The sequence below is a fragment of the Klebsiella sp. Ech2A genome, assembly GCF_030078455.1.
GTDB classification, from domain to species: domain Bacteria; phylum Pseudomonadota; class Gammaproteobacteria; order Enterobacterales; family Enterobacteriaceae; genus Klebsiella; species Klebsiella terrigena.
Map to the genome: position 1 here is coordinate 1 of NZ_JAQGFU010000009.1, position 12,657 is coordinate 12,657.

The window sequence follows — 12,657 nt, forward strand, 5'->3', positions numbered from 1 at the left end:
GCTCTCTTTGGCGGGCAGCGTTTTTTTGCCGCCCTCTGACCAGCGGTCCATATGGAAGCTTCCGCCCCAGACCTGCCACGCCAAAGGTGCGCCGGCGCCGCGTCCCCGGGTGAACAGCTTGTTCACCCGCTGGGTGCGCTTGCTGACCACCCGGCCGTTGACGACAACTTCAACATTCACGTCGTAAATCCCATACGGCAGGCCGCGGGTATCAATCTCATGGTTGCCCATCGTGAAGTTCTGCACGCTCAGCAGGCGGCCGTCGCGCGACAGATGCACTTCGCCGGCGGCGGGCAGGAACGCGATAATCGGCGTCGCCGACTGGGAGTTATCAAAGACCGTCGAGCTGGCCTGGTTTCCCCAGGAGGCACCGTAAATTTTGCCTGCCGAAATAGCGGTCATCGGGCCGAGGGACTGCAGGTTCCACGTATCGAGCATTCCGCCCGCAAAGCGGTGACCGGCGAAGTCACGCTCGTACATCGCCTTATAGATCTCGCTGTCCTGATTGCTGGTTCCGGCGCCGTACAGCGAGCCGTCGAGCACCAGATGATGCTCGCGCAGGGAGGTAACATTGTTCATCGACAGATAGCTGGAGGTGCTGTTCCCCGCGTTGCGCATCTGGTTGTTATAGACGCCGAGGTTATAGTTCAGGGTGCTGCTGAGAGCGTTAACGCTGGACTGGCCGATATCTTCGCTGCGCGATCGCAGCACGGTACCCAGGGCCTCTTTTTTCACCACCAGCTGGAGCAGAAGCTGGCGCAGGCTGAGCTGCAGCTGCGCGTCGGCGGAGATCTTAATGCGCAGGTCGCTGTCGAAGGATTCGTTCGCCAGGGAGGCGAGCGTCTGCCGGGTTTGGGCGCTCACGGTCGCATTATTATCGCTCTCCTCCAGGCGGATCTGACGCACGCGCAGCACGCCGCCATCCAGCCAGATAAAGGCGCTGCCGAGGCGCTGATCGTCCCCGTTTCCCGCACTGCCTTCCAGATGAATAAAGAGCGGGATGCTCATCCCGTCCTGCAGGGCCTGGCTAAACGCCTGGGGAATAATTACGCCGCCGATTTGCGGTATCTGCTCCGGCGCCGCGCTGACGCTGAGCGGAACAGAAAAAATAACCATACCGTAGGCCAGGAGCGCTTTCAGCTCCGGGGAAATCCGTAGTCGCGGCATAACCTTATCCCGTCAGCACAATTGTTATTTTACGGGAACAAACTGCTCGCCCTGCCAGAGCGCGACCCGTCCTTTTTTATCGGCAACGTTGACGCGCGTGAATCGGCGCTCTTTACCGGGCATGAGGTAATAATTTTCTTTGCACTCTTTGCCATCCGCCGCCTTGAGGCATGGGCCGTAGGCGAGAATGCGCAGCGTGGCGTTTCCGCTGTTCACCAGCGTGCCGTTGGCGTACTGATAGCGGTAGTTCACCTTGCGGGGCGCCACGACCAAAATGGTGCCAATACGGGCGGATGCCGTCGCCACCGCGCTGCGGGCTGCGCCATTGCGCTGGGCGTCGCTTAGCGCCTGATCGAACCAGACGATGCGGTAATAGCGCTCCTTGTCATCCGTCGGGCCTTTGTAGAAAAAGCGAATAACATCGCTGCTTTTCGCCGGCAGCAGCAGGCTGGCAGGCGTGAGCAAAACTTCGTCCTGGCTCTCCATCGCAATGACGTTACCGCCATCGAGCGGCGAGGAGAGGCGCTCCATATGGATATTGATTAGGCGTCCACTGTCGGTGGTATTTTTTATCTCTTTGCTGAGCACGCTGCTGTCGCTGTTCATAAACGAGGAGATATCGCCCACGTCCAGCGCCCGGGCCGGCATAATTGCGCAGAAACAGAGGCCAATAGCCAGAATGTGGTTTTTCATGGGAATTCAATCCGTGAAAGAAAGCAGGGGGAAGCCCCCTGCTTTGTGCTACAGGGAAATCAGCTGGTCCAGGTCGCGTCGAACTGTACGCTGACGTCGCCGCTCCAGATCCCTTCCGGCAGCGTGCTGTAATCCGTTACAGCCGTGGTACCGTCGGTAGTGCCGCTAACGATAGAGAAGTTGAAACCATCCTGAGCGGTGGTACGGCCGGTCTGGTTGTAGCCGTTAGCCAGCGCGCTGAGGTTGCCGCCCAGCTTGCCGTTGGCGGTATCGATCATGGTGGTGTCCGCAGATTTCTCTACGGACTCGCCGTTGTAATCAACGCCAACGCTCAGCGTAGAGCCGGAGGTGTCCAGCTGAGTCAGGGTATTGGTGATCAGACGGGAAGTCAGTTTAAAGGCCGTTGCGGTGGCATCGCCTTCAATCGCAACATCAAACAGGCCTTTCTGCGAGTTAAAGCCTTTGATCCCTTCAGCGTACTGGAACGCCAGGCTGCCCAGCGGAGTAACAACCAGCTTGCTGGTGGTATCTTTTTTAGCGGTTGCTGACCAGGTCGCTACTGCCTGAGCCGTAACATCAGCGGCCTGAACAGCGCCAACACAGAGAGTAGTCATCAGAGCTGCTGCCAACATTTTCAATTTCATATTTATCACCTGATAAAGATAAGAGGCTTTTTATGGCCCGTACTGTTCCATAGTTCTTTATGGAATGATCGCCCTTAAGAACCCTGCGTCCTTAAAAACAAATACCTTAATAAATCGACAGGATGCGCTACCGCGGCAGATTAAATAAGCCGCAGGCCGTTCTTTGATGCTGGCAGAATAAAACGCATCAGGGCCAGCATCGTTATATTATTGTTGTTAAGCAAACCGACCTTATTGCTGGTATTGCTTTTATGCAAACTGACCGTCTTAATGCTTAAGCCGAGTGTTTGCGAAATGTCATTAATTAAATTACCGATAATCATTAATGACATTATTTTCTCTTCGCGCGGAGTCAGGCTTCGCTTTCTTATTTTATACTTTTTAAGCTTAAACATATTCTCTACCGCCTTGACGCTGGCATTGGCCGAGAGAAAATAAATATCATTAATGTCCGATACGTCGCTAACAAATTTTGCATCCGGGGCGACAATAACTTTCGCCAGGCTGTTAGACAGATAGTATCGGTAGAAACATAATATATGATCTAAATGTGCAAAATGGATAATTACATAGTCGTCAGCGCTCAGATCCGCACACTGCCTGCGGGCCAACTCGCTATCAAAACTGCCGGCACAACCGATATAACAGAAGTCATCGGCCATATGGCTCAGGCCTTGTATAAAGAAATAATTATCAGTTACAATCAGTACAGCCATAATAACCAGCCTCTGTTCCATTGGGCCACCGGTCCGGAAAAAACACCTCCACGATGCCTTCGCTACTGATTATGACGGGTTCGTAACAACAACCTGGCACACCCCTGTCATTCATTAACATTGTTATCGCAGGACAACCACATCCTTTTATTAACCTTGTTACGTCACGGCCGCAACATTTTGTACAGCAATAATAATCGTAGTGTTCATATTTTATTACTCATAAAGTTATGAAGCGTAAAGAAATCACATTTGTTGATTTTATGTAAAAACGTAACTCACTGAAATAAATGACATAAATACATAAAAATTAACAAATAAGAGATTTTTTATAACAAACATCTTATTGGATTAAGATAATTCTTAGTTATGAATGAATGCCGGGAGTAAGCTTTAATGCTAGTATCTCAATATCAAATCTTAGACAAATTCTATTAGCGGTAACTATTCTCACGATAAGAAACGATATATGGAAACTATTTACGTTATCGAGAACACGCTCAGGTTCAATCCTACGGCGCATACTCTGCATTCTATAGAAAGCAATGAGCGTATCACTCTGGCAATACCGGCAAGCCTTTGCTTTATTTTATTAATTAAAAACCAGGGCAGAATAGTCACCCAGGCAGAGCTGTTGCATAATGCCTGGGGAGAAAGAGGGATGAACGTTACGCCAAATACCCTACACCAAAACATCTCCCTGCTGCGTAAATCATTAAATCGCCTGCACGTTAACGGCAGCATAATTCAAACAATCCCGAAACGGGGATTTATGATTGCCGATGACACCACCATTTTTGCCCTGCATATTGAAAGCGACCCGGGGTCCGAAGACGATAGTGGAACGAACATTGAGGAAAATGTTAATAACCCGCATCAACCTCCGGCAGTAGAAAGTATCGCACCGCAGCAGCCAGATCCGGAACCACCTCGGGATAACCTATCGACGTCGCCGCCGGTGAACGAAGACCAGTTCGCCCCGCGGATATTTTCCGGCATCAGGTTCTCTGACAGTCAAAAAGGAACCTGTAGAGTTGCGGGTTTCGCCAGCCTGCTGGCGATTGTTCTGTTGATCTATGTTTATTATTTCCCGCAGACCAGCACACCTTTCTCCTCTTATACCGAGCTGGCCACTCCCGGTTCCTGCAAGCTTTTTCGTAATGATGATTTAAGATTTGATGAATTTTTTATTAACTTTATGCAGGAGAAGCACATCGGCTGTTCCGATGGCCAGGCGGTATATATTACCAACCACTATCCGTCGAGCAGAACGTCGCTGATCGTTTGTCGCTATCCGATCACATCAAGCAAAAAATCATTCTGTACCTCCTCCTACTACTTAAAATAAAAGATAATATCGGCATATAAAATGAAGAAAATAATAACTCTCATCATCATTATTCTTACGATCGGCGGTGCTGTATATTACACTCACTTCCGTGAAGAGGATGATAGTATTGACTGTACGTCGGCCTTTTCGATTATCAATGATGACGAAACATTCTCGTTTTCAGTGACATTCTTCACTAAAAATGGCAATGGTCTGATGACCTTTACCGGCAATTCCGGAAATGCCCAGGACAATATCAGCATTCGCAAATTTTTCTCCTACACTAAAAACAAGAGCGATATCTTTATTTTTAAAAATAATGATTCCAACATGCGAACCAGTTCACCGGCGTTCTCCGAAAAGTTCGATGATATTCTCCCGCCGTTCTTTACTGAAATGAGCAAAGAAGATAACTTTATTATTAAAATAATAAAAATAAAGCCTGGCGCGTGGGTATTTATGTCGACAAACACGCCCTATTTTGTCTGTGAAAACACCCGTTCTTAACAGCCACTAGCTTAGCATACAGCGTGGCGGTGATAGCTGCCGGGGCATCGCTTAATGACGCAGTGCGGCTGGTAGCAGCACCCCTCCGCGGTGGTTGCGCTAAAGTCATGAGGGCAGGATGGCCGCTCTCTCAGCGACTCCCACTGCGTATCGCTGTAGGTCGCAATATTGTAAACCTTAAAGAAATGATATTTATTATTTATCAGAACTTTAGATGAATACAGCTTCATTGATTCTCCGGGAATCAACAGAATATCCGCTTCATACCAGATGATAAACTTTAAAAAACGCAGTCCGCAGATACTGGAGAATGCGACGCCAGAATGCGGGCATATGATTGTATTAAGAACCGTCCATTTCATGTTTCATCCTTGTATCCCTGGCCAGCAATCATGACTTCAGAAATAGCAAATATTATAATTAACCGCAAGTCCGCAGCGCAATAATGTGATATGGGACAGCCATCGGCCACATCCGCCATAGCTATTTAGAAGTAATCGCCATAATATTTAATACGTAGATTTCGCCCCTGAAAATACATATTTATATGTAAAGTCTGAAAAGCATAAAATAGCCCTGCATAACTTTACAAAAAAATATCGCCGTGGAATTCAGATTAAACAACGACATAACGGCAAAATAGACTATTTTGCCGTCCATGCTCACGCTTACCCCTGGCGGGCCGCTCGCCGCCGGGGGTTATGGGAGTAGAAAGGCCTCGGCGCCCACTGCGTGAATGATAGCCATCAGAGCGTCATCTCTCTCGCGGCGGCGCGGCGGTAGTAGAAAGGTTCTTTGCCCCCGCTTACCAGGTTTTGCCGATATTAAACTGGAACTGCTCGGCCTTATCGCCATCGTACTTTTTAAAGGGCTCAGCCCAGGAGAAGACCAGCGGCCCCAGCGGCGACATCCACTGTACCGCAATCCCCGCCGACATTCGGATATGCAGCGGGTCGCTATAGTCCGGGATCCCCGCCGCCAGGGTTTGGGCGTTATTCTGCCACGAGGTGCTCCATACCGTGCCCGCATCAACAAAGAGCGAGGTCCGCAAACTGTCGGCATATTTGTCGCTAATAAACGGCGTAGGAATAATAAACTCGCTGTTCAGCACCGCCATCGCATTTCCTCCAACCGCGTCGGAAGAGCTCTCCAGCGGGCAGCCGCTATAGCTGCTTTCAGAACCATTACAGCGATAGTAGGCCGCCTTCGGGCCGATAGTATTTGAGGAGAAGCCGCGCACCGATGACGATCCCCCGGCGTAGAAATTATCGTAAAAGGGCACCGTGCTCCCCTGCAGGCCGCCGGCATAGCCCGCTTTGAGATGCTCCATCCATACCCAGCTTTGGCCTTCGTTTAGCGGCACATACTGGGTGCTATCAAGGGTGAGCTTGTAATAGCGGTTATCCGATCCCGGGACGGTCACTTTGCCGCTCAGGCTGCTTTTATTGCCGGAGCGGGGGAAAAATCCGCGATCGAGATCGTTATAGCTCCATCCGAGGCTGATAAAAAAATCGTTGGCGCTGTATTCCGCCCCGCTGTCGCCATCTTTGGTCACTACCTGCGGATAAATGCCCCGCGAGTTAAGGTAATTCCAGGTCGTGAGCTCCGGATCCATATTGGTCAGGCGGTTGTGGACATAATCAACGCCCAGATTCAGCGAGTTATTTTCGCTAATCGGGAAGCCGAGATTGCTGCCAAGGCCGTAGCTTTGCTGGTTGTAGCTGCCGGAGTCGGCATCGGAGGCGTCATAGCTGTTATAGAAAATCTTGCCGCCCAGACTCACGCCGTCGACGGTGAAATAGGGGTTAGTCGCGCCGAGCTCAACGTAGGACTGATAGCTATTGCGGGTACCGTTAAAGCTGACGCTGTTGCCGGTGCCCAGCCAGTTATCCTGGGTCACTCCCAGCTGGTAGCTGACGCCGCTATCGGTACCAAAGCCCAGGCCAACGTTAAATGAGCCGGTATTGCGCTCTTTCACCTTATAGACAACGTCAACCTGGTCCTGGCTGCCGGCAACCGGGGTTATCTCTTTATCAACGCTCTCGAAATAGCCCGTGCGGTCAAGACGCTCTTTTCCCTGCTGCACCTTTTCATCGTTGAGCCACGCGCCCTCCATTTGCCGCATTTCGCGGCGTAAAACGGCATCGCGCGAGGTATCGTTGCCGATAAAACGAATCTGGCGTACGGAGTAGCGGCGCCCGGCATCGACGCTAATACGCAGCGTGACGCTTTTCTGCCGATCGTCAATGTCGGCGTGCGTCGTCACCTGCGGCCAGGCATAGCCATATTTACCGAAGCGCTTTTTAATCGTATTTTCGACGGCGGTAATCTCGGCTCCGCTATACTCCCTGCCGGACAGCGGCTGGGCCAGCGCCTCAATTTCCTGGCCATGCGTAGCCATCTCACCCGTCACCACGGTGCGGCTGACCTTGTAGCGTTCTCCCTCTGTAAGGTCGATCGTCAGATAGAGCGATTTTTTATCCGGGGTAATACTGACCTGGCTGGAATTAATGGCAAAACGCGCATAGCCGCGATCGAGATAATAGCTGCGAAGCGTTTCAAGATCCGCCGCCATTTTTTGTTTTTGATATTTTTTATCACCGATAACGTTCCACCACGGAACCCGATCGCGGAGCTGAAGCTGGTCGAGAAGCGTTTCCTCGCTAAACGCTTTATTGCCAATAATATTAATCTGGGCAATGGTTGCCGACTTCCCTTCCTGAAAGACAAATTTTAAATCCACGCGGTTGCGCGGCAGCGGCGTCACCACCGCATGGACCGTGGCGCTATATTTCCCGACGCTATAATAGAAATCCTGCAACCCCTTTTCTATTTCGCTGAGGGAGTTACGATCCAGCGCGCTACCCGCATCAACGCCGCTGGCGGTGAGGTTCTCTTTCAACATCTCGTCCTTCACCGATTTATTGCCGGCGAAGCTGATACTGGCAATGGTCGGGCGCTCTTTAACCTGCACCACCAGCGCACGGCCATCGCGCAGGATCTGCACGCTCTCAAAGTTGCCGCTGGCGTACAGGCCGCGTATCGCGTCGCTGATATCGTCGTTCGAGACCTCTTCTCCCGGATGAACGGGCATGTTCAACAGTGCCGCTCCTACGGTAACGCGCTGCAGGCCCTCAAAGCGAATATCATCAATAGTGTACGAAGTCGCGGCATAAAGCGTTAAGGGTGAAATCAATAATCCGGCAATGATATTTGTTTTCTTTAGCATGGGCGTTTTATTTAAAAGAGATTTAGAAATAGCAGGAATCTGCTGGGATTAACCTAAGCGAGGCGCAGAATTGCACTTAATTATGGTGAAAAAATGGAGAAAAAATGGATCTTAAGGAACCGTAAATAAGAAATTTATCGACGGAACTCGAGCCTGTTTTTTCGGTCTGAGAGGGTCAGGAAGTAATATATAACGTACTTTTAATTAATTAAAAAAAACAAAAAGCCCCCTTTCGCATTGGTTGAAAGGGGGAAAGATCTTGTTAGGAATGATGCTCTCTGGGGTTGACCAGGAACACGCAAAAGTTAGCTTAAAATACCGCAGATAAAATGAAGAGATATTGAAAAAATTATGCAGAGAGACCATCACGCATGCGCAAAATATATCTGCAGGGATATTAATCCAGATTCTTCATATTTTCCTCAAAATGACAGGATATGGTCGCAGAGGCTTATGGGAGCATCATCGAAAGCCGATTGCGATATCTAAAAGTAAAGTAGTGGCGCCTTACCAGGGACGGTAAGGCATTTTCCCGCGGCGGCGCTGGACACCAGGGCCCGGCAGAGAGCCATGCCGGGCGGCAACCTGACCGTGACGTCACCCTCTGCCCGCGCCATAAAGCGACGGGCAGCATCGTTCTGGAACCGGCATGAATCAGCGTAAAAATGGGATCCAACAGGCCGTGCTGCACGAACTGGTGTGCTGGATAAAAAATAATCTTGAGAAAAAACTCACCGTCAATGCGCTAAGCGTTTTTTCCGGCTATTCAGAGTGGCACCTGTTTCGCCTCTTCCAGCAATACTTCCAGATGTCGCCAATGGAATTCATCAGGCGGCAGCGGATGCTGCTGTGCCGGGATTTGCTGCAGATAAAGCCGGCCTTTCGCATCGTCGATATCTGCATTATGGCCGGCTATGAAGACATCAGCGCATTTATCCGAACCTTTAAAAAATACTATTCGGTCACGCCCTCGCAGTTTCGTAAAATTTCGGCGGTATAAAGCCGCCGTACAGGCGCCTGGCCGACACGCTAACCCGGCAGGGTTGACTAAAATAAACGGATGTCCCTGCGGAGCGCCGCGCCATGAGCATCCTCTGTTTGCCGCGATTATTTATCGTCTGGTCTACCTGCCTCCTCGCGATGCTGTTAGTTGGCTCCGTTTATGCCGCTTCCGCTGAGAAAAAACCGCCGGCGCCCGGCGCGAGGAGACGCCGTTCAAGACGGGCACGTCCCTGCAGTGCAGTAAGGCGCTGAGGTACTAAAAAACCCCGCGAAGCGGGGTTTTCGTCAGCCGGGACGGCGCGTTCCACAACGCGCGCCCTTTACCCGATCAGAAGAAGTATTTGAAACGCACCCGCGCGCCGTAGCGCTCATCGGTATTGCCGGTTTTGGCTGCCGACGAATCCAGCCACGACGCGTAGGCCCCGAGGTAGATATTAAAGTTCGGCATATCCATGATATTCGGCAGCTGCCACGAGGTATGAATGGTGTGGATGTCATAGCGTCCCGGCGCCAGAATCGCGCAGTCGCCGTCGCACTCCGCGCTCACGCCGGACAGATTGAACTGGTCGATTTTGTTGTGCGCATAGATATAGCCGAGCTCCACGCGATGCCATAGCGCATTAATACCGGCGCTAAAGTCCTTTTCGTCCGCCGCATCCAGATAGGCGCTGCTCAGATTGACCACCGCCCCATCCTGCGGGTCGGCCTTCTGCGTATTCCAGCTGAGGGTCATACCATAGCCGGTACGGCTGGACTGATCGACCCAGCGGCCCTCCTGGTTCTGGTAACCGTAGGCGTTATTCACGAGGTTGCTCTCCAGCGCCGCCGCGACCGACCAGGCGCCGGAACGCCACGCCGCCACCGGACGGACGTAAACCGCATTTTTCCGATTATCCAGCGCATTGCCGTGGTAGCTCTGGTCAACAAACAGCGAGCTGCCGTCCTCCACCAGCGTATTGACCTCAAAATACCAGTTATCAAGGTTTTTGCTGAGCAGGAAGTTGCCGCCGCTGCTGCTGCGCCCGCGCCCTTCTTTCATCATGTAGATATAGCCGTAGCCGTCGCTGTACAGGTCGTTGGCCGTGTTGCCGGAATATTCAATAAACGTATCCTGATTAAGCGGGAACATATCGTAGGCTTCGAAGCGACCAATTTTAATTTTCCAGTCATCCTCCTGACCAAAGAAGAACGCCGCGTCATCAAGATTCATTTTGCCATTCATATCCGCCAGCGGCTGCACGCTAAACCCGGCGTATTTACCGTTAGCGCCTTTCCGCAATCCATCAAAGCCCAGAAGAATACGTCCGTTAATATCCCAGCGCTCTTTATCTCCCGGAGCCCAGTTTTTATTGGCGCTGGTTTTTATCGAGGTCAGGCTGCCGGTGCGGCTGGCGCCGTCCATATTAAACTCAACGTCACCGTAGAATTTGATATCGCCATAATCATTAAGCTGTAACGCGGGTTTAGCCGGCGCGGCGCTGGCGACCGCAGCGGGCGTATCCTGACGTTTTAACTCGTCGATCTCCGCCTCCGCGCTGGCCGCCCGCTGCTCGGTCGCCTTCAGCCGTTGTTCCATTTGTGCCAGACGCTCCTCAAGGGATAACGGCGCCTGCGCATTGACCACAGGGGTAAATAAAGACGTCAAAAAACAGCCGACCCAGAATTTATTCATCGGTAGAGCCTTTTATTATTTAATTAAATAGAGTTTATTTTTAGGGTTTATGAATAAAGCATGACGATGATGACAATAATAACCCGCCCATCGTCACGGACGGGTTATTAACAACAGCAGCAATATTATTCGCGCGACCGGACGGCGGCGCCAGTACCCCACGGCGATATAATCGCAGGGCTATTCGGGCCTGCCGGTCTATTTTCTCCTGAGGATCTATCTCCGCACAGGAATATCATCAATGATTCCCCGGACGGTATATTTTATCGGCGTAGCTAGTTTATCGGCAGCGGCTGCTTCAGATTGTCCTCACTATCGTTTTCCGGACGCGCAGCCTGTCGGCGCTCCGCCAGTAACGCGCAAATCTCCGCGTGCTTATCTTCCGTGAAGGTGTAGCGTGACATACAGCCCATACGAATCAGCGAGCCAACTGCGGGCAGCAGGCAGATACCGAAGAACAGCCCGTTCAGCACGCTCTCGCTCTGGCTGGCCGCCTGCGGCACGTAGCCTATCAGCGTCAGAAATACGCCGATTAATCCGCCGCCGACGGCCACCGACATTTTGCCGGTAAACGTTTGTCCGGAGAAGGTAATCGCCGCGCAGCGCTTGTTGGTGTGATATTCGGCGTATTCAATGGTATCGGCAATCATTGACGAGGTCAGAATATTGGACATCATCACAAACAGCGTGCTTAAACCCAGCAGAATAAAGAGCAGCATCGCGTGCTGATAGCCGGCAAACCACATCACCACGCGCACCAGGATATCCAGCCCGCAAAGGATCATAAACAGCTGTCGCTTCTGCATTCTGCGCGTCAGCATCGGGGCGACGAGGCACAGCACCGCGGCGACGATCCCCATAACACCGATCGCCATCTGCAGCCCGCCGTCGCCCATATTGTAGATAAAGAAATAGATATAAATCCCGCCGGCGACGTTGTGGAATATGCAGAAAAAGAACGACAGCAGGACAATAAATAGCGGCTTATTTTGCCGCAGATTATGGAAGGTATCGCGCATGGTGACCTTTTCCGGTCCGGCCTGCACGCGCTCTTTAATCTGGAAGAAACCGTTCAGCATCAGCGGCAGGCCGACCATCATCATCACCAGCGCCGCCATAAAATAGCCCTTATCGTTGCTGTACTGAGCAAAGAAGGCCGCAAGCTTGGGGAAGAAGATGTTGGCGCAGGCGATCCCGGCATTGACGCCGAGCATTGCCGCCGTCACCGCGCGGGTGCGCTGGCCGGAGTCGTTGGTCATCACCGAGGACATCGACCAGAACGGAATATCCGATATCGCGTACAGCGTGCCCCACAGTATATAGGTCACCCCGGCGTAGATAATCATGGTGGTCATATCAGCTTCGATTTTATAAAACGCCAGCAGCGTGACCCCGGTAATTAACAGCGGCGCAATCAGCAGGAAATGACGAAACTTACCAAAGCGGCTGTTAATGGTATCCATAATGCTGGCGAACAGCGGGTCGTGAACCGCATCCCACGCGCGCGCAATAAGGAAAATCGTACTCGCCGCCAGCGCCGAGATCCCCAGCACATCGGTATAAAAATAGTTAATAAACGAGCCCACTAAACCAAAACTAAAACACTGACCTAAACCATAGCCAAAATAAGACCACAACTCCCGAGACGGTATTTTCATTGTCGTTGCCATAGTGCGTACCCTAATCCCGGCGGCGAA

Annotated in this window: 11 protein-coding genes; 3 read left to right on the forward strand and 8 right to left on the reverse strand. The window is 51.5% G+C overall.

Annotated elements, in window-relative coordinates; genetic code table 11:
* The 4 genes from PFH44_RS03850 to PFH44_RS03865 form a co-directional block, all read right to left on the reverse strand.
* Window positions 1-1,167: TcfC E-set like domain-containing protein (locus PFH44_RS03850; RefSeq protein WP_283824340.1), on the reverse strand; the 1,167-nt coding region annotated here is incomplete at its 3' end.
* 24 nt (window positions 1,168-1,191) lie between these two features.
* Entirely contained in the window at window positions 1,192-1,860 is a 669-nt protein-coding gene (locus tag PFH44_RS03855; RefSeq protein WP_041143617.1) for an EcpB family pilus assembly chaperone, read from the reverse strand.
* A gap of 59 nt (window positions 1,861-1,919) precedes the next feature.
* Window positions 1,920-2,504 carry a common pilus major fimbrillin subunit EcpA gene (gene ecpA, locus PFH44_RS03860; protein WP_045853440.1) on the reverse strand — a complete coding sequence of 195 codons (585 nt, stop codon included), beginning with the start codon at window positions 2,502-2,504 and terminating at the stop codon, window positions 1,920-1,922.
* Between the two features lie 140 nt (window positions 2,505-2,644).
* On the reverse strand, window positions 2,645-3,220 hold the full coding sequence (locus tag PFH44_RS03865; RefSeq protein ID WP_283824341.1) for a helix-turn-helix domain-containing protein: 576 nt from the start codon (window positions 3,218-3,220) through the stop codon (window positions 2,645-2,647).
* Between the two features lie 469 nt (window positions 3,221-3,689).
* Between PFH44_RS03865 and PFH44_RS03870 the strand changes: the two genes are divergently transcribed.
* Both PFH44_RS03870 and PFH44_RS03875 read left to right on the forward strand, forming a co-directional pair.
* A complete protein-coding gene (locus PFH44_RS03870) occupies window positions 3,690-4,568 on the forward strand; it encodes a winged helix-turn-helix domain-containing protein (protein WP_283824342.1) in 879 nt (292 codons plus the stop codon).
* A 21-nt stretch (window positions 4,569-4,589) separates the two neighbouring features.
* A complete protein-coding gene (locus PFH44_RS03875; RefSeq protein WP_283824343.1) occupies window positions 4,590-5,057 on the forward strand; it encodes a hypothetical protein in 468 nt (155 codons plus the stop codon).
* Window positions 5,058-5,068: 11 nt separating this feature from the next.
* Here PFH44_RS03875 and iraM read toward each other — a convergent pair whose 3' ends face one another.
* On the reverse strand, window positions 5,069-5,419 hold the full coding sequence (gene iraM / locus PFH44_RS03880; protein WP_045853443.1) for an anti-adapter protein IraM: 351 nt from the start codon (window positions 5,417-5,419) through the stop codon (window positions 5,069-5,071).
* A gap of 443 nt (window positions 5,420-5,862) precedes the next feature.
* Complete coding sequence (gene bamA / locus PFH44_RS03885) at window positions 5,863-8,286, reverse strand: outer membrane protein assembly factor BamA (protein ID WP_283824344.1); 2,424 nt, start codon at window positions 8,284-8,286, stop codon at window positions 5,863-5,865.
* Between the two features lie 649 nt (window positions 8,287-8,935).
* Here bamA and PFH44_RS03890 point away from each other — a divergent pair.
* On the forward strand, window positions 8,936-9,286 hold the full coding sequence (locus PFH44_RS03890; RefSeq protein WP_283824345.1) for a helix-turn-helix transcriptional regulator: 351 nt from the start codon (window positions 8,936-8,938) through the stop codon (window positions 9,284-9,286).
* A 330-nt stretch (window positions 9,287-9,616) separates the two neighbouring features.
* On the opposite strand, the gene PFH44_RS03895 is transcribed toward PFH44_RS03890, so the two are convergent.
* Window positions 9,617-10,960 carry a carbohydrate porin gene (locus tag PFH44_RS03895; RefSeq protein WP_283824346.1) on the reverse strand — a complete coding sequence of 448 codons (1,344 nt, stop codon included), beginning with the start codon at window positions 10,958-10,960 and terminating at the stop codon, window positions 9,617-9,619.
* Window positions 10,961-11,235: 275 nt separating this feature from the next.
* The gene (locus PFH44_RS03900; RefSeq protein WP_045853447.1) at window positions 11,236-12,630 is read right to left on the reverse strand and encodes an MFS transporter; all 1,395 of its coding nucleotides are present in this window, start codon (window positions 12,628-12,630) and stop codon (window positions 11,236-11,238) included.
* Between the last annotated feature and the right edge of the window lie 27 nt (window positions 12,631-12,657).

Excerpts from the sequence above, each read along its gene's own strand:
- PFH44_RS03855 (WP_041143617.1), bottom strand. The coding sequence starts at position 1,860 with ATGAAAAACCACATTCTGGCTATTGGCCTCTGTTTCTGCGCAATTATG.
- ecpA (WP_045853440.1), bottom strand. The coding sequence starts at position 2,504 with ATGAAATTGAAAATGTTGGCAGCAGCTCTGATGACTACTCTCTGTGTT.
- PFH44_RS03865 (WP_283824341.1), bottom strand. The coding sequence starts at position 3,220 with ATGGCTGTACTGATTGTAACTGATAATTATTTCTTTATACAAGGCCTG.
- PFH44_RS03870 (WP_283824342.1), top strand. The coding sequence starts at position 3,690 with ATGGAAACTATTTACGTTATCGAGAACACGCTCAGGTTCAATCCTACG.
- PFH44_RS03875 (WP_283824343.1), top strand. The coding sequence starts at position 4,590 with ATGAAGAAAATAATAACTCTCATCATCATTATTCTTACGATCGGCGGT.
- iraM (WP_045853443.1), bottom strand. The coding sequence starts at position 5,419 with ATGAAATGGACGGTTCTTAATACAATCATATGCCCGCATTCTGGCGTC.
- bamA (WP_283824344.1), bottom strand. The coding sequence starts at position 8,286 with ATGCTAAAGAAAACAAATATCATTGCCGGATTATTGATTTCACCCTTA.
- PFH44_RS03890 (WP_283824345.1), top strand. The coding sequence starts at position 8,936 with ATGAATCAGCGTAAAAATGGGATCCAACAGGCCGTGCTGCACGAACTG.
- PFH44_RS03895 (WP_283824346.1), bottom strand. The coding sequence starts at position 10,960 with ATGAATAAATTCTGGGTCGGCTGTTTTTTGACGTCTTTATTTACCCCT.
- PFH44_RS03900 (WP_045853447.1), bottom strand. The coding sequence starts at position 12,630 with ATGGCAACGACAATGAAAATACCGTCTCGGGAGTTGTGGTCTTATTTT.